The organism is Streptococcus pseudopneumoniae, assembly GCF_001068775.1.
Classification (GTDB): domain Bacteria; phylum Bacillota; class Bacilli; order Lactobacillales; family Streptococcaceae; genus Streptococcus; species Streptococcus pseudopneumoniae_N.
The window spans coordinates 1-16,916 of record NZ_JWAJ01000044.1 but is presented as its reverse complement, the minus strand read 5'-3'; the positions used below and the strand labels follow the sequence as shown (position 1 = coordinate 16,916).

Here is a 16,916-nt window from a genome sequence, read left to right as displayed (position 1 = left end):
TTAGTCCACCAAGTCACTCTTGAGATAAGCATCTACCATACGTTCAGTTGCTACAACAGAATCAACATGGGTACGTTCGTATGAGTGACTAGACTCGATACCCGCTCCTAGAAGAGCGTGTTTGACTTCTGCTCCAGCTGACATGGCCGCAGAAGCATCCGAACCGTAAAATGGATAGATATCTAGTTTAAATGGAATATCTTGCTCTTTTGCTAAAGCAACCAAATGTTGACGGAATTCATAGTGGTAAGGACCAGAAGCATCTTTAACACAGATAGACACTGTGTACTCGTCTGTCTGCTGATCATCTCCCATTGCTCCCATATCTACTGCTAGATATTCGACAACTTGACTAGGGATGCTTGAGTTAGCACCATGTCCCACTTCTTCAAAGACTGAAAAGGCAAAATGCGTAGTGACAGGAAGTTCAATCCCTTCTTCCTTATAGACTTTAAGGAGATTTAGAAGGATAGCTGCACTGACCTTATCATCCAAATGACGCGATTTGATAAAGCCTGTCTCAGTTACGACAGTTCGTGGGTCAAAGCTGATAAAGTCACCAACCTCAATACCAAGTGCGCGTGTTTCTTTTTCATTGATCACTTTTTCGTCCAAACGCACTTCCATATTGTCCTGCGTGCGTTCAGCAGTTCCAGCGTCCTTGTATACATGACAAGAAGTCTGGTGGATCAAAATGGTACCTGAAACAGTTTTCCCTGTACTAGCTACATGAACCGTACAGTTTTCTCCCTCAATCATATTCCAAGGATAGCCACCGATACGGTCCATCTTAAGACGACCGTCTGGTTTAACAGCACGGACAATAGCCCCCAAGGTATCCACATGGGCAGTTATAAAACGCTGTTGCTCGTCATTTTTACCTTTAACAGTGACGTTGACACCACCTTTGGCAGTACGGATTGGTTGATAACCTAGTTTTTCAAGAGTCTCAACTAAATAATTCGTAATTTCACGCGTAAAACCTGTCGGCGATGCAATAGCAGTTAGTTCTTTGATATATTCTACAGTTTGATTCATTTTTTCACCTCTTTTGCTACCTATTATAACACATTTATCATCGGATAAAAAAGAAAATCACTCCTGTAGACTTGGCTACAAAAGTGATTTTAGTGATTATTCCATTTCAAAAGCTTCACTTTCTTGTTTATTTGGAAGAACAAGAGAAAGTAGAATTCCGATAATAGCTGGTACCAACCATGGCAGAGAAGCCTCCGCAAATGGTAGAGCGTTCACGATATTTGCAAGGACCTCAACCTTAAAAGTAGATCCTAAAACACTTGCAATAGCAATGGCTGTGACAATACCAACAGTTAATTGCATTCCTGGTTTAGAAAGAGCAACAAACTTGTTCACAATCACAATCATGACAATGGCAATCGTAATTGGGTACAAAATAACGAGAACTGGTACAGAGTACTTAATAATAGCACTCAAACCAAGATTTGCAATGGCAAAACCAATCAAGGTAAAGACAGTCGCATAAACCTTGTAGCTGATTTGCGGGAAACGTCCGTTAAAGAACTCAGCAGTTGATACAATCAACCCTACAGTCGTTGTAAAGCAAGTAACGGTTACCATAGCCGCAAGGAAAAGCTGAGCAGTAGAACCAAAGATTTCTTGAGTCGCTTGAGACAAGATATAAACTCCAGGAGTTCCGCTCTTCATTGCTTCTTCTGTTACTGGGAAATGATTGCCCAAGAAACCTAGACCGATGTAGAGAGCACTAAATCCGAGTGCTACAACGATTCCAACCACCCAAATGGTTGAGATGTATTCTTTCTTGTTTGAAAAACCAAGTTGTTTCAAGGTTTGTACTGCAATAACACTGAAGGCAACCGAAGCAAGCGCATCAAGTGTATTGTATCCTTCTAAGAAACCTGCTCCAAAGGCGGAAGCTTGATAAGCTCCTGAAGCTGCTTGTGGTGCGTTCCCACCATACTTGAAAGCTCCAAGGATAACCAGAATAACAATTAAGATGGCAAAAACTGGAGTCAAGACTCGACCGATACGATCCAAGATTTTTGAAGGATTCAAGGAGATTAGGTAGGCAGCTACAAAGTAGAGAATGGTGAAGACAATCAAACCTAAACCTTTATCGGCTTGATCCAAGAGTGGACTAATACCAACTTCAAACGATGTCGTTGCTGTACGAGGGATGGCAAAGAATGGGCCAATCGACAAGTACAAAGCTGCAAGATAAATTGTCGCAAACCATGGTGAAATTTTCTTAGAAATTTCATAGATATAGCCCTTTGGATTAAGGGTTCCAATGATCAAGGTTAGGACGGCAATCCCAACACCTGAAAATACAAATCCTGCAATGGCAGGGAGAAAGTTTTCTCCAGACTGTGCGCCTAGAGTTGGAGGGAAAATCAAGTTACCTGCTCCAAAAAATATTCCAAACAGGAGTAATCCTGTTAAAGCACCTTTTTTAGCCATAAACTCTCCTTATTAAAAATAAAATACTTTCTTAGTATAACATGATTAAAGGCTTGAAAAGGCTATCTCGAAATAATTTTAAAATGTTTTCAATTTTCTGATTTTTAGAACAAATAAACTCCCTTTAAAACCTTTCTTATTTTCGGTCTCAAAGGGAGATTTTCTTATTCTAAGGCATCCATGCCACCTTGGACATTGACAACCTCATAGCCTTGTTCTGCTAAAAATTGGTAGGCACGTGCTGAACGCATTCCTGATTTACAAATCACGTAGTAAAGATTATCTTTATCTAGTTGTTTATAAGTATCAGCTAATTGGCTGAGAGGTAAATTACGAGCGCCTTCTAAATGAAGAGTCTCAAATTCCTCTACTTCTCTCACATCTAATACAGAAAGCGACTCTTTCTGATAAAACTGATAAAAATCGTCAAAAGTAATTTCGTTCATTCTTTTTCTCCTAAAATAGTTTTAATTCTTTTTTTCAAATCTGGAACCACTTCTTCCTCAAACCAAGGATTTTTTTTCATCCAAATTTGATTACGTGGTGATGGGTGTACCAGAGGGAAATAATCAGGCAAATAATCTTTAAATCGATGCACACGGTCTGTCACCTTGCCACTGACCTTCTCATGTAGATAGTAGGCTTGGGCATACTGACCAATCAAGAGTGTTAATTGAATATCTGGTAATTCCTTCAAGAGTTCCGGATGCCATTTTTCTGCAAAACCTGGACGAGGTGGCAGGTCACCCGATTTTCCATGACCTGGAAAGTAGAAATCCATGGGCATGACAGCAAAGTAACCTGAGTTATAAAACGTATCTTCATCCACACCCAACCATTCTCGCAAGCGATCCCCACTTTTATCCTTCCAGTAAAGTCCTGCTTCTTGAGTTTTGAGACCAGGTGCCTGCCCAATGATATTGATTCGAGCAGTCTTTGGTGCTGCAAAAAGAGGTTGGATGCCATGCTCAGTATAGCTGGCATTCTGTGGATCCTCTATAATAGCTTGCTTGATTCTTTCAATTTGAGACATTTTCTCCTCCAAAAAGAAGTCTAAGCATTAAATCTCAGACTTCTATATCATTATTTGATCAATTCATAGATAGCTTCAGCGTAGATGGCTGCTGCACGGAAGAGATCATCCAAGGCAATAAATTCGTTGGCTTGGTGCATAGTATCGATAGAATCTGGGAACATAGCACCGTAAGCGACACCACGCTCTAAGAGACGTCCAAATGTTCCACCACCGATGACTTGTTCGTGACCTTGAAGGCCTGTTTGTTTTTCATACACGCTCAACAAGGTTTGTACAAGTGGATCTTCCATTGGAACATAATGAGGTGTATGTCCGTGTTCAGACAAGCTAACTGAAACAACTGGTAAGTTTTCAAGAACTGATTTGATTTGCTCAGGGCTTGTTCCTTTTGGATAACGGAAGTTAAGGGCAATGGTATTGTCAGCACTTGTTTCATCAAAGCGGAAGACTCCAGCATTCATAGAAAGGGCACCCATCTTTTCATCAACATGAGCCACTTTCAAGTTTTTGCCTTCATGGTCATTTAAGAGAATCTTTCCAGCAATGTCAAGGAAGTCTTTTGCAGGTCCTTCAAAAGCAAATTGGCTGAGGAAAAGAGCAAGATAAGTAGCACCATTGACACCTGAAGCAGGCATAGCACCGTGGGCTGATTTACCAATTACAGTTACCTTGTACTGACCATTCTCTTCTTGAATGTCTCCTCTGAGTTTGTGCTCTGCTACGAAGGCATCTAGTTTAGCTTGCAAGTCAGCCAAGTCACCTGAAACAACTGCCGTTGCTGACTCAGGTACCATGTTTTCACGCAAGCCACCTGTAAAGCTATGAAGACGAGCTGCACCAGTATTTTCACCTGCAAAGTGGAGGTATTCTGTGATATTTCCTTTTTCACCATTGATGATAGGGAATTCAGCATCTGGAGAGAAGCCAAAGTCTGGCTTCGCAAGTCCTACATGCTCAAAGTAGTAGTCCATATCTGCCCAACCTGATTCTTCATCAGTTCCGACGATAAAACGAACTTTTTTAGAAGTTGGAAGTCCCAATTCTTTGATGATTTTCAAACCATAGTAACATGCTGTTGTCGGTCCCTTATCGTCAGAAGCACCACGCGCATAGAGACGACCATCTTTGATAGTTGGAGTGTAAGGATCAGTATCCCATCCGCTACCTGCAGGTACCACATCCATGTGGGCAAAGATACCGAGAACTTCTTCCCCTTCACCAAACTCAAAATGTCCTGCATAGTTGTCGACATTTTTTGTTGGGTAGCCATCGCGGTCTGCGATTTCAAGGAATTTCTCCAAGGCTTTTACTGGACCAGGTCCAAAAGGATGTTGCGCATCTGCCTTGCTGTCATCGCGTTCTGAGTTGATTTCCAAAAGGCTAAACAAGTCAGCCAAGAGGTCTTCTTTACGTTTTTCTACTTCTGCTGTAAAATTAATAACTGTCATTTTTTCTTCCTATCTTTTTTCGATAATTTCATCTACTGGCAAGCGGTAACTTGGTTCTAACTTCTCGTCTGTGTATCCTACTGTGATCAAGAGCTCTGGACGGAAGCGTTCTTCGATTTCCAAGACTTCGTTGACTTTTGATTTGTCAAAACCAAGGATAATATTTGATCCGATTCCTTGGTCAGTCAATGCAAGGACCAAGTTCATAGCTACAAGCCCAGCATTAAGAGCCAAGTAGTCACTGATTTGTTGTTCATTGTAACGCGCAAACTCTGCTGGAAGATTTTTCATAAAGTACTGAAGTTGTTCTTCTGAGAAGTTCTTTGCTCCACCAACACGGGCAATCTTGCGAGCTCGTTTAGCTAGGTCAGTATCTGTAAACAAGGCAATGGTTACAGGGGCAGATGCTACTTGCTCAAAGTTTGAACCGTAAGCTAATTTTGCTAATTCAGCATTTCTCTCACGAACCACAACAAACTTCCAAGGCTGACTGTTGTGAGCACTCGGTGCCAAGGTTGCGATTTCAATAGCTGTTCGAACATCCTTGGGATCAACTGGTTTATCAATAAAATGCTTAGTCGCATGACGTTTTTTATTTAACTCAAGAAATTTCATAATTGATTTCCTTTTCTATTTCTACTGCTTCCATTTTACCACATTCTGAAAGAGCTTGCAGAGATTTTTCATTAGTGAAACAAATTATCTTTCCCAAATTCAACTGTCAGTTCTAGGCTCCGTTTTAAAATTATAATGTTTCTCTATCATCTCCATAAAAAATATATATTAGATATCTGATTGATTGTCTGGTAAACTAGATACCATTATCTTATGAAAAAATTATTCTTATTATTAGCCATCAGTCCCTTGTTGGTCGCCTGTGGACAAGCCAAACTAGATAGTACTTCTACTGCCACTGCTAGTCCTAAAACCATTGTCGTAGCAACTGCTGGAGACATCCCACCTTTTGATTTTGAAAAAGATGGTAATTTGACTGGATATGATGTTGAGGTTTTAAAAGCAGTCGATGAAAAACTAGATCAATACAAGATTGAATTTCAAAAAACTGCTTGGGAAAGTATCTTCCCTGGAGTGGATGCTGGCCGTTACCAAGCTGCTGCCAACAACTTGATCTACACCAAAAAAGAGCAGACAAATACCTCTACTCTCTACCTATCGCTAAAAATCCTTTGGTTCTTGTGAGCAGAAAAGACAAGGCTCTTACCTCTCTTCAAGATATCGCTGGTAAAACAACCCAGGATGATACTGGAACTTCTACTGCCAAGGTTGTTACCGACTGGAATCAAAGCCACTCCGACAATCCTGCAACTATCCAATACTCTGGTGAGGATGTCGCTAAACGTCTGACTGATCTTTCAAATGGCGAGTTTGATTTCCTAATCTTTGATAAAATCTCTGTTCAAAAAATTATCCAAGAGCGAGGTTTAGACTTGAACCTAGTCGACTTAGAAAGCAATGACAATCCAAACAACTACATCATCTTCTCAAGCGACGAAAAAGAATTTAAAGAACAATTTGACAAGGTTCTCAAAGAACTCTACCAAGATGGAACCCTTGAAAAACTCAGCAAAACTTATCTCGGTGGTTCTTACCTACCAGATCAATCTCAATTACAATAAGATATATTAAAAACGATTGGCTAATCCAATCGTTTTATTTAGTATCTGTTCGTTAAAGCACCTTTTACAAAAAATCAAAATAGTTTTTGACATCCTTGATATAACCATGTTTTTCATTGAGGCTGGCTAACAAATCTCTATTATGGCCTTGATAGTTGTCCTCACGTCGCAACTCTTCATACATTTCGATAAAAGGAAGGCCTTTTTCCTTGGCTGATTCTAACTCTGCTTCATAATCATAGGCAACCTTACGAAATTGGATATTGACCAATTCACCATTTTCAACATCAAGTAAGGCATACTGGGCACGGTGATTTTTCAGCCCTTTCCAGTTAAAATAAGGCATACCAATCGAACCTGGATTGATGATTTGTTGACCTTGGCTACCATAACGCAAGAGCTGTTTATGAACATGTCCATAGACGGCTACATCAGTAGTTTCATCAAGTAGCTGGTCAAATTTTTCGGTATCATTTTCAACCAGCAAATCACCACCATAATTTTTCTCAGGCAAATTATGTGAAAGAGAAAAGCGCAAGCCTTCGACTTCTTTCTTGGCTATCATAGGTAGCTTTCTCAACCAATCAATATGCTCGGGGTTTATGCGCTCCATCAGATACTGAGTCATCCTGAGAAACTGAATTTCTTCGGGATCTTCTAGACCATATTGCCCACTTAAAGCCTCTAAGACACAATCATCCCAGTTCCCTCGAACCGATGCTGTAATGGGTAGGTCTTTCAAAAGAGTCACCAAGTCATTTGCTCCCGGCCCAGGAAGAAAAATATCCCCCAAAAGCCAATATTCAGTCGCCCCCAAATTTTTTGCGTCCTCAAGCACTCCAGCTAAGGCCGTCGTATTGCCATGAATGTCTGATAAAATTGCAATCTTATGGTTCATTTTCTACTCCTTCTTTAGTGGATAGCTTTCAGTCTATCCAATTCACTCTTATAATTCTGTACTTTTCTTTATTATAGCATAAAATAGCATAAAATCGCTAGAAGATTTTATAATGGAAATATCCTCATCAACTTTCTCTTAAAAATATGTCAAAAATAGTTGACATTTTATTTTCAAAAGAATATACTATAGTCAAATATATGTGACACAATCTAAAAAGGAGGAAGCATGAATCGTGTGAAAGAATTCCGCAAGGAACTGGGCAAGTCCCAACTCGAACTTGCCAAGGATATCGGTGTCTCGAGACAAACCATCAATATGATTGAAAACGATAAATACAATCCCACCCTGGAACTCTGTCTCAATCTCGCTCGAAGCCTCCAAACTGACCTCAACAGTCTCTTTTGGGAGGATGATTGTTAAAAAGGAGAAGAAAAATGAAAAAAGAAACTATCACTGAAAAGCTCATCAAACGCACTTACGGTATTTCTGATCCACTGGACGAATACAAACGGCGCGAAGCTGACCGCATCGGAAATAAAGTCTTTATGATTCTCTTTTATCTGATGATTTTCGGAAATCTTATTCCACTCGTTCTAGCCTATAAATATCCTCAACTAGTGGCTCTAGTCTATCCTCCTCTGATTTTAGTGATTGCCCTCATCTCTGCTGGCTACGTCACCTACCAAATGCAAAAAACAGGGATTACAACTATTGAACCAGATATGTTGAGTGAGAAAGAAAATAAGCAACTACACTACCCTGGTCTTAAAGCAGGTTTGTTCTTTGGCCTATGGATGTTTTTTATAACCCCTCTTCTCAGTATACTTACTGGTGAAGGTCAGGACTATTTCCATTCTCTTCTCACTATAAGAAATGGTTTAGCAAGCATTTTCGGTTCTATCTTCTTCGGAGCGAGCATACAGTTCCTCATCTCCCGTCGCATTGCAAGAGCTAAAAAAGAGCAGGATAAGGATTAGGAGGAAACTCATGAAAAAAGAAAAGAAACAGTTACGTTATCCTGGTCTGAAAGCAGGTTCGATTTATGGAACAGTGATATTTTTTATAATTCCACTCATTGATACCCTAACAAGTGAAAATCCAAATTTTATCAGTTCTCTTCTAAATACAAAACATATTTTTAAAACTATACTGGGAGCTTTCTTTTTCGGAGTGATGGTGCATATTGTCGACTCACTTCGTATTGTAAGAGCTAAAAAAGACCAGGATTAGGAGGTGCCTTATGAAATCACTAGTAACTTTACTGACCTATCATCTTTTGTTTGCTTCTCTACTCATCTTCATCATCGTTTCAGGGAACTTGCCCATCTACGATATAATCCTCCTTCCAGTCTTTGTTCCAGCCCTCAATAAAGGACTGACTTATCTAAAGATCGACTCCCAAAAAACGCGCATACTCAACCTAGCACTATTCTTTATGATTCTATCTTTTCTATCCTTACTACAACTGACGCTCATTTCAAGCAATTGGAAATATTATATACTGCTAACTATCGCTATCCTTTCTTCTATTACTTATCTCTATTGTCTCTATCAATTCGTAAAAGAAACAAAATAACATCGTTCATTTAGGAGAAATTACCCATGAAAAAAGAACCCCTCTATGAAAAACTAATCAAACGTATCTATGGCATTTCAGGGCCACTTGATGAACACAAACGACGCGAGGCTGACCACATCGGGAATAAAGTCTTTATGATTCTCTTTTACCTCATAACTTTAGGCAATTTCATCCCCTTTGTCCTTGCTTATAAATATCCCCAAATGGTCGCTTTCGGATATCCAATCATTATTTTTCTGATTTCCTTGGTTTGTGCCTTCTATGTGCTCTCTCAAACCAAGAAAACGGGTATCACAGCCATCGATCCTGATATGTTGAGCCAAAAGGAAAAGAAACAGTTACGTTTTCCTGGTCTGAAAGCGGGTCTAATCTATGGATCAGTCATGTTATTTGGAATACCACTTCTTAATGTCTTGACGGATGATAGTAAAAATTATCTTAGTTCTCTTTTAAATACAGGACATTTTGTGACAACTATCGTAGCAACTTTATTCTTCGGATTGATCATGCAGAGCGGTGTCTCCCTTCGGATTCAAAAAGCCAAGGAAGATCAAGACGACGATTAGGAGGAAGCTTATGAAATCACTAGTAACTTTAATTCTCAGCCATATTTTGATCAGTATCTTTATGACAGTTTTCCTAGTTTATGGCCAAATTACGCGTCCTTTTCTGATTATCTTCCTCTTAGCCCTTCCTGTCTTGAACAAAGGACAAAGATTTCAGAAAATCACATCAAAAAAAATACGCCTCTTAAACTCATCTCTCTGCTTTATTCTCGTATCTCTCCCACAACTGATAACGAATTCTATGGATTGGAGATATCTACTATTTCTAACCATCTGTATTGTTTTTAGTCTAGTCTACTTCTATACTCTCTATCAACTCTTTAAAGAAGTTAATCAAAAACAATGTTATTAAGAGGTCCCTACCATGCAAAAAGAAGACTTAACAACTCGCTTACTTCGAAATTTCTTTCATATACAAGGGCCTTTTGATGAATGCCGTCAAGAGGTTATCTACAAGGCTTGCGCCCGTTCCATGGTCCAAATCTTTTACTCTTCCTTCATTCTCTTCCTATTCTATATTTTGTTCGGACGCTTTATAGAAATTGTTCGAAATGTTATGCCCTACATCTATTTTGGACTCATTTGGTTCATGAGTATAAAAACTCAAAGAGCCGTCCAAGAGCTTCATCTTGAAAAGGATGACAAATCAGAAATCATCTACAAAACCTACAGCAAACACCAAATAAAAGTTCGTAGTTGGTTGGTATTTATAATTATCGAGATTGGCTTATTTGCCCTGCTACTCTTTCATAAACTCTTCGTTCAGCAGATGCCCCTGTCAACTTTCTTGGAAAAAATCATCCAAACAGAGATAATGATTCCCTTACTTGTCTTTGGTCTTAGTATTGGAGCAATCTTTGGGACTATGGTCTACAGCTTCCTATCACTACATAAGGAAAAGTAAGAAACTGCTTGGATTGTTGGTTATAATAACTATCAACCTAACAGAAAGAACAACCCCCTAACACTTCTCAGTGCTAGGGGGCTTTTTTAGCTCCTTAAATACCGCATATATTCTACTAATACATAGACAAGGATTGTTAAACAAATGATCGTTTCGAGCAAAACGAAAAGATTTAGGACTGGAAACTGCAGGATGCCTTGGGCCATTTTCAATGAAGTTGCAGTGATGATAGTTGGGAAGGTTAGGGCTGAAAAAGCTGGTTGAAATCCCTGTTTTAAAATCCGTGGCAAACGACTGAGGACAAAGAAAAAGAAAGTCTGTGAGGCAAGGATCATGACTAGCAAAATCCAGCCATGAAGAGATGAACCTCCGATTCGAACGAGTGCTGCTAACAGTAGAGAAAAGGGAGCACAATAGATTCCTTCTTGCCCCAGTAAAGCCCGTGGCAATGGATTACTTTTCAAATCTTGATAAATCAGAGGATAAAGGAAAAGGGTTAAGGTAAATCCAAAAATCCAAGCGCCATAGGCAATCTCGACTATGCCCACCACTGGGTAGGTCAAGCTTGCTACTGCTATCCCCACATAAAGAACTGTCCAACTTGGCGTTGCGTTCGTTCTTGGTTTAGTCTGCACATAATTTTTAGTGAAGTAGATGATTAACCCTACATCCAGTAGAAAGGCAAACCACCACAGAGCTTGCGCTATGATACTCATACTCGTGGGTAAGATTCGCAGTAAGTAGGTTGATAAAATCATCCCTGCCATGGGAAAGGTCGCCATTCCCGATAATAGAGGAGCTTTCTTAAGTTCTTGCTGGCTTTCTTGCCAATCACTAAGATGACTGCATAAAAAATAAAACCATAAAATCAAGCCTGACAAACTAAAGACGTGCGATAATAGTGGAAAAATATCCAGGATGAGATTGCCTGCTCCAGCCAATCCCAATAAGCACCCTGAAAAGGCCAAGGGGAGTTTTTTCATGTGAACCTCCAATAGTCATGTTATTATCAGTATAGCATAAAAGCGCTTAAATGAAGGATAAAAAAACGAAGTTTAAAAAGATAAACCTCGTTTTTATTTTCTTTATTTTTAGTTTGTCGCTAGAATATGTCGCAGTTGCACTGCACTAGGAGAAACAATTGGCAAAAAGGCGCCTTCATTCCAACGACGTATGAAACCAGATGTCGATTTACTAAAATATCCTCTACCGCCACCAGCTTGTAGTTCTAACAAGAGACTTTGAGCAACAACATCAACAATATCAATTCGTAACTGGAATAGCTCACGCGGATTTCTAACGAAATAGGACTCTTCAGATAGTCCTTGATAGAGAGACTGTCGAATATCATCTAACTGTTCGACCTGATGCTGCCATTCTTCCTTCAAGACACCTCGTTTCCCCAATTCTTTTTCGACTTCTGAGAGTGAACGTTCAGCCAAACCAAAGGCTAGGCCAAATTGGTAGCCTAAAAAGGCTGGACGATTTTGCGCTAAAAATTGATGAGTATCCCTCGATAGAATCCACTCTTCCTTTAAAGATACCTTGTTAAAAGTCAGAGCTGCTGTATTTCCTCCTTGGAGAGAAACAAATTCCAAATCTTCGGAACGACTAAAGTTTTCTGCGTCCGATGGTACAGCTACTACGTAACTTTGACTCGGGTCATCTGCAAATCCTGCTACAAAAATAGTGAGGAAGCGATTCCTACGAGCATTGGTCACCCAAGGAAGTCGGCCTTTTAGGTAATAATTCCCATTTTCTTCAAAGATTCGAACATTTAGTTCTTCTAAGTCAGATAGATACTTGACTGCATTAGATAAGGCCGTAGCGCCTGCATATTCTCCTGATAAGAGTTTTTCCAAGTAAACTTCTTTGAAATAAGCATTATCAGTATGAAGAATATTGTCTATTAAAGTTCGTTGACCCCATGAGATAAAGGAAGCTGTTAAGGAATGTTGAGCGAGTTCAGCAAGGATATCGATAACATCTTGATCATTTCCACCTAGCCCACTAAGAACTTTGGAAACCCCTACACGAAAGGCTCCTTCTGCAGCAATTTTCTCAATCAGTTCTTCTCCAGCTTGACATGATTTTTTGTCAATTTCATCAGCGTGCTGGTCTAACCAGCTTAAAAATTCTTCTGAAAAAATCCCATACTTTGTCCTCCTCTTATGCATAAGATTGTAATTCTGGATTAATTGGTGTATTAGCCAGGTTATTAGCATAATTACAGAGGGTTGCCAAACTAACACCAAGAACGACATCTAGGGCATTTTCATGCGTGTAGCCAGCTTCAAGGAATTCACTAAGAGCCTCATCTCCTACGCGCCCTTTGGTATTGATGACTGCCAAGGTAAACTTAGCTAGGGTATCCAGCTTAGGATCGCTTTCGATTGGAGTGCGATTGCGAAGGGCTTGGAGTAGGTCATCATTCATCTGGATTTGCTTGATAGAAAAGGCTGTGTGACCAGCGACGCAAAAGGCACAACCATTGGTTACAGCTGCCGTGATTTGCACCACTTCTCGCTCAACAGGTGTTAGACTATTGCGACGGTTAATAGCTCCAACAGTTCGGTAAGCTTCTAGGGCTGTTGGGGCATTGGCCAAAAGACCGATAAGATTTGGAATATAGCCATTGTTATCCTTTTGTACCGTTTCAAGAACTTCTTTAACTTCTGCTGGTGCTGATTCTACTGTGTGGATAGTAAATGTTGTCATAAGGGGACCTCTTTTCGTTTTGTAATTGAATGGTTTCTGCGAAAATCTTACGAAATCTCATCAGCCTATTGAACAAATCCTTGTCTTGATTGATGACTCATTAGCTTTTCGTTGACAATAAGTCTAACACAGAATCTATACCTTGCATAATATATATTTTAAATTGCACTGATAAAAAATTTTTATGAAAACAAAAAAAATCACACCAGATGTGTGATCATAAACGTTAATTTATCTGATGCTTGTTTCTTAAAACTAAGATGGACTCTACTAGCAAGCAGAAGATAGCCAGACCGAAACCAGTAAATACACCAAAATATTCTGTGATAGAACTCATTAGAAAAACAGAGGCAGAAAAGGCCAAGGTAGAGACAACTTCGATAACAGAGTAAACATTCACAAGTTCCTTCTCATCAACCGATTCCTGTAATAATACGCTCTCAGGAACTTCCTTAATCTGAGATAGAAAACCAATTACTAGAGATAGGAATAGAAAAGCAGGTGGATTTGGAAATAGTAATATCAACAGAGTTACTAGTGCTGTCGATAACAAAGAAAAGGTCATAGTTTGATACTTATAGGTAACAACTTTCTCGGCTAGACGGAAGATAATAGCTCCTCCCAAGATAATCCCCAAGGAATAGGCCGTATTGACGTAGCCCCAATAGCTTTCTGACTGATGTAAAATTTCAGTCACAAAAACAAGTAAAACAGAAGATACCCAGATAGCATTAGCTTGGATTTCTAAGAGATTAGTCTGGACAATAAAGCGTAATCTTGATTTTTCAACCACCAGCCGCCAACCTTTTGTGAGCGTCTCAAAACTCGTTTCAGAGGACAACTCTTCTTTTTCTACAAGTGGCAAAGCAACCATCAAAATCGTAGAAATTGTAAACAAGGCTAACACAATGAGCAGGCTAGGCTTCATTCCCAGACTCGCAAATAAGAAGCCTCCTAAGCCCCAACCAACTAGCTGTACACTTTCACCACTCATTGAGATGGCTGCATTCGCTTTAGCTAAATCTCTTGCATAGCTTGGAACAATCGCATAGGAAACAGGTGCTGCAAAACCATCCAAAATGGAGATTAAAGTGACAATAGCATATAAAAAAGAGAGGGAAATAGTTTCAGATTGCTTAAGTAGAAAAACCAAAATGGCTAGCAGAATCGTCTTACCAAATTGAGTCAAGAAAAGAACACGATTTAAAGCTAATTTCTTCGTTACTAATGGAACTAAGAAACTGGCTAAAAAGGAGGATAGACCTATCAGAATTGGCACTAGGGAGGTTGAAATGACCGAACCAGATAAGACAAACACATTTGCAATCACAACAACTCTAAAAAAGACATCTGCTAGATTCGCTATTCCTTGTGAAATCACTAATTTTTGAATATCTTTTGACATAAACACCTCCTGTTTATTTCTCTTTCGCATATAGATGAAACAAGATATACCAGAACAAAAAAAGATTTATGCTGACTATTATACAATAAATAATAGTGCAAATAAAGGACATCATTAAAAATGTACTATTGAATTTCATTCATCTTAGGACATAAAACAAAAGACTAGCCCTAGAAGTGAAAAAAAGCCAGCATCTCACAAACAGATGCTAGCATTTTCATTAAATGGAAAGATCAATCTTATATTATTTATCAAAATACTTCTTAGTCTCAGCAATAACAACTGGCGACAAGGCTAAGAGTGCAATCAAGTTTGGCAGAGCCATAAGAGCATTGACAATATCCGCAATGACCCAGACCATATCCAGCTCGATAAATCCTCCCAGCAAGACCATAGCAACAAAGACCACACGATAAAGCCAAATAAAACGAACGCCAAAGAGGAACTCAAAGCATCGCTCTCCGTAATAGTTCCATCCCAAAATCGTGGTAAAGGCAAAAAGTACTAAAAAGATTGTTAAAAGAGCTGGGCCAAAATATGAAAAGACTGTTGAAAAGGCTGACTGAGTCAAGGCAACACCATTCAAATCACCGCTCCAAACCCCAGTCACCAAGATTGTCAAACCAGTCAGGGTACAGATAATCAAGGTATCAATAAAGGTTCCTGTCATGGAAATCAACCCCTGCTCTACCGGTTCGTTGGTCTTAGCTGCCGCAGCCGCAATGGGAGCTGAACCCAAGCCAGACTCGTTTGAGAAAACTCCACGCGCCACACCATTTTGAATAGCAGTTCGGATACTGGCTCCTGCAAAGCCTCCTACTGCAGCCACTGGACTAAAAGCTGATGTAAAGACCAAGGCCAAAGTTGCAGGGATTTTCTCGATATTAAAGAAAATAACTGTCAAGGTTCCCAAGATGTAGACAATAGCCATAAAGGGAACAACGGTGGTTGAAACCTTAGAAATAGACTTAAGTCCACCAAAAACTGCGATCCCTACGAAAATAGATAAAACAAGTGCAGTAATTGTCGGATCAATACTAGCCGTATTTTGCACGGATTCTGTAATGGAATTCACCTGGGTAAAAGTACCAATCCCTAAAAGTGCAACTAGTACTCCAGCTACAGCAAAGAAGATTGCAAGAGGACGCCACTTTTCTCCCATCCCTAGAAGAATATAGTGCATCGGTCCTCCTGCTACCGCACCATGATCATCCTTGGTTCGATATTTGATAGCAAGTAGTCCTTCTGCATACTTGGTTGACATTCCAAAGAAAGCAGCTACCCACATCCAAAAAAGAGCCCCTGGTCCACCAACCTTGATAGCTGTTGCCACCCCGATGATATTTCCCGTACCAACAGTTGCTGCTAGGGCTGTACACAAGGCAGCAAAGCTCGAAACATCACCATGTCCCTTGTCTTTGGTAAAAATAAGCTGGAAGGCCTTAGGGAGACGCAAAATTTGTAAGAGTCCTAAACGAAGAGTCAAGTAAATCCCTGTACCAACCAATAAGATCAAAAGGGGTGGTCCCCATACCAGAGCATCCAGCTCTTTCAGCAAATTTAACATACCATTCTCCTATCTATTCAACCCCAAAAGAAAGAGCACATGTTAAAAACATGTACTCTGGAATGCATCGATAAATGCCAAAAAGCGCTCTATCATTGCTCTGTCCTTTTACCTGAGAGTTTGAGCAGTTGCCTGCCTTGCCCCTTCGGTGCCTTTACGGTCTCTCCAGAGTTCCGTCCATTTACAGTCATGAAAAATCAAACGATTTTCCACTTCTATTAAACTTCATTCGGTGTTGTATTTAATTTTTCTTATTTTACAAGAAAAAACAGAACTTGTCAATTGTTTTCAGAAAATTTTATTCATATTTTTATTATTTTCGCATTACTGAAAGTTCTATAATGAAATTAGCCACCCAGACCTCCTAAAAATTAGATGGTTCAACTAGCTTATAGCTAGTACTCGATTTCATTTGATAAGAGGCTTGATGCTGTTAAGCTGGCGAGCCAAGTCTAAGACTAGCCTTGGTTTAGCTGACGAAACAGCTTCAAGGGTTCCTATTGTCAAATGAAAGCTCTTATAGGCATAAGAAAACACCTCTGTGTTATACTTGTTGTTCACCACAAACACAAGAAAGGCACAGAGATGCAAAGTCATTATACTACAAAAGGCAAACATTTACAATCGATAGCCGTCGCTTAATCGAACGATGGAAAAAGGAAGGGAAATCAAATAGAGAAATTGCCTCTCTACTT

19 protein-coding genes, 2 pseudogenes and 1 riboswitch are annotated in these 16,916 nt (G+C 39.6%); of the genes and pseudogenes, 9 read left to right on the top strand and 12 right to left on the bottom strand.

Annotated elements, in window-relative coordinates:
- From ADF68_RS01690 to ADF68_RS01665, 6 genes are all read right to left on the bottom strand, one after another.
- Nucleotides 1-1,038, bottom strand: a complete 1,038-nt coding sequence (locus tag ADF68_RS01690) for a M42 family metallopeptidase (protein WP_049548376.1) — start codon at nt 1,036-1,038, stop codon at nt 1-3.
- A 96-nt stretch (nt 1,039-1,134) separates the two neighbouring features.
- Entirely contained in the window at nt 1,135-2,460 is a 1,326-nt protein-coding gene (gene brnQ / locus ADF68_RS01685) for a branched-chain amino acid transport system II carrier protein (protein WP_049548375.1), read from the bottom strand.
- A 164-nt stretch (nt 2,461-2,624) separates the two neighbouring features.
- Complete coding sequence (locus tag ADF68_RS01680; RefSeq protein WP_049548374.1) at nt 2,625-2,906, bottom strand: rhodanese-like domain-containing protein; 282 nt, start codon at nt 2,904-2,906, stop codon at nt 2,625-2,627.
- Nucleotides 2,903-3,493, bottom strand: a complete 591-nt coding sequence (locus ADF68_RS01675; protein WP_049548373.1) for a uracil-DNA glycosylase family protein — start codon at nt 3,491-3,493, stop codon at nt 2,903-2,905. Before ADF68_RS01675 ends, ADF68_RS01680 begins: the two co-directional genes overlap by 4 nt.
- A 50-nt stretch (nt 3,494-3,543) precedes the next feature.
- The gene (gene pepV, locus ADF68_RS01670; RefSeq protein WP_049548372.1) at nt 3,544-4,944 is read right to left on the bottom strand and encodes a dipeptidase PepV; all 1,401 of its coding nucleotides are present in this window, start codon (nt 4,942-4,944) and stop codon (nt 3,544-3,546) included.
- A gap of 9 nt (nt 4,945-4,953) precedes the next feature.
- Nucleotides 4,954-5,559, bottom strand: coding sequence for a nitroreductase family protein (locus tag ADF68_RS01665; protein WP_049548371.1), 606 nt, complete (start codon nt 5,557-5,559; stop codon nt 4,954-4,956).
- 213 nt (nt 5,560-5,772) lie between these two features.
- Between ADF68_RS01665 and ADF68_RS01660 the strand changes: the two are divergent.
- A pseudogene (locus ADF68_RS01660) lies at nt 5,773-6,581 on the top strand (amino acid ABC transporter substrate-binding protein).
- Between the two features lie 64 nt (nt 6,582-6,645).
- Here the strand turns inward: ADF68_RS01660 and ADF68_RS01655 are convergent.
- Nucleotides 6,646-7,479 (bottom strand): metallophosphoesterase family protein, encoded by an 834-nt coding sequence (locus ADF68_RS01655; protein ID WP_049548370.1) that lies wholly within the window; start codon nt 7,477-7,479, stop codon nt 6,646-6,648.
- 228 nt (nt 7,480-7,707) lie between these two features.
- Between ADF68_RS01655 and ADF68_RS01650 the strand changes: the two genes are divergently transcribed.
- From ADF68_RS01650 to ADF68_RS01620, 7 genes are read left to right on the top strand one after another with little or no spacing between them, the layout of a single operon-like run.
- Entirely contained in the window at nt 7,708-7,902 is a 195-nt protein-coding gene (locus ADF68_RS01650) for a helix-turn-helix transcriptional regulator (protein WP_001082477.1), read from the top strand.
- A gap of 14 nt (nt 7,903-7,916) precedes the next feature.
- Complete coding sequence (locus ADF68_RS01645) at nt 7,917-8,459, top strand: DUF3278 domain-containing protein (protein WP_049548369.1); 543 nt, start codon at nt 7,917-7,919, stop codon at nt 8,457-8,459.
- A 10-nt stretch (nt 8,460-8,469) separates the two neighbouring features.
- A complete protein-coding gene (locus ADF68_RS01640; protein ID WP_049548368.1) occupies nt 8,470-8,712 on the top strand; it encodes a hypothetical protein in 243 nt (80 codons plus the stop codon).
- A gap of 10 nt (nt 8,713-8,722) precedes the next feature.
- Entirely contained in the window at nt 8,723-9,058 is a 336-nt protein-coding gene (locus ADF68_RS01635; RefSeq protein WP_049548367.1) for a hypothetical protein, read from the top strand.
- A gap of 26 nt (nt 9,059-9,084) precedes the next feature.
- Complete coding sequence (locus ADF68_RS01630; protein ID WP_049548366.1) at nt 9,085-9,627, top strand: DUF3278 domain-containing protein; 543 nt, start codon at nt 9,085-9,087, stop codon at nt 9,625-9,627.
- Nucleotides 9,628-9,637: 10 nt separating this feature from the next.
- The gene (locus ADF68_RS11350) at nt 9,638-9,979 is read left to right on the top strand and encodes a hypothetical protein (RefSeq protein WP_049548365.1); all 342 of its coding nucleotides are present in this window, start codon (nt 9,638-9,640) and stop codon (nt 9,977-9,979) included.
- 12 nt (nt 9,980-9,991) lie between these two features.
- The gene (locus ADF68_RS01620) at nt 9,992-10,531 is read left to right on the top strand and encodes a DUF3278 domain-containing protein (RefSeq protein WP_049548364.1); all 540 of its coding nucleotides are present in this window, start codon (nt 9,992-9,994) and stop codon (nt 10,529-10,531) included.
- Nucleotides 10,532-10,617: 86 nt separating this feature from the next.
- Here the strand turns inward: ADF68_RS01620 and ADF68_RS01615 are convergent, their stop codons facing one another.
- The 5 genes from ADF68_RS01615 to ADF68_RS01595 all read right to left on the bottom strand — a co-directional run bounded on the left by ADF68_RS01615 (nt 10,618) and on the right by ADF68_RS01595 (nt 16,221).
- Nucleotides 10,618-11,514 (bottom strand): TDT family transporter, encoded by an 897-nt coding sequence (locus ADF68_RS01615; protein WP_049548363.1) that lies wholly within the window; start codon nt 11,512-11,514, stop codon nt 10,618-10,620.
- A gap of 108 nt (nt 11,515-11,622) precedes the next feature.
- Nucleotides 11,623-12,708 (bottom strand): acyl-CoA dehydrogenase family protein, encoded by a 1,086-nt coding sequence (locus ADF68_RS01610; protein ID WP_049548362.1) that lies wholly within the window; start codon nt 12,706-12,708, stop codon nt 11,623-11,625.
- Nucleotides 12,701-13,249: a carboxymuconolactone decarboxylase family protein gene (locus ADF68_RS01605; RefSeq protein ID WP_049548361.1), complete on the bottom strand. Its 549-nt coding sequence runs from the start codon at nt 13,247-13,249 to the stop codon at nt 12,701-12,703. The genes ADF68_RS01610 and ADF68_RS01605 overlap by 8 nt, the downstream gene beginning before the upstream one ends.
- 226 nt (nt 13,250-13,475) lie before the next feature.
- Complete coding sequence (locus ADF68_RS01600; protein WP_049548360.1) at nt 13,476-14,654, bottom strand: ryptide export MFS transporter; 1,179 nt, start codon at nt 14,652-14,654, stop codon at nt 13,476-13,478.
- A gap of 244 nt (nt 14,655-14,898) precedes the next feature.
- Complete coding sequence (locus ADF68_RS01595; protein ID WP_049548359.1) at nt 14,899-16,221, bottom strand: alanine/glycine:cation symporter family protein; 1,323 nt, start codon at nt 16,219-16,221, stop codon at nt 14,899-14,901.
- A gap of 90 nt (nt 16,222-16,311) precedes the next feature.
- Nucleotides 16,312-16,400: riboswitch (glycine riboswitch) on the bottom strand.
- A 406-nt stretch (nt 16,401-16,806) separates the two neighbouring features.
- On the opposite strand from ADF68_RS01595, the pseudogene ADF68_RS10775 reads away from it, so the two are divergent.
- Nucleotides 16,807-16,916 (top strand): annotated as a pseudogene (locus ADF68_RS10775) (helix-turn-helix domain-containing protein); the annotation flags it as partial.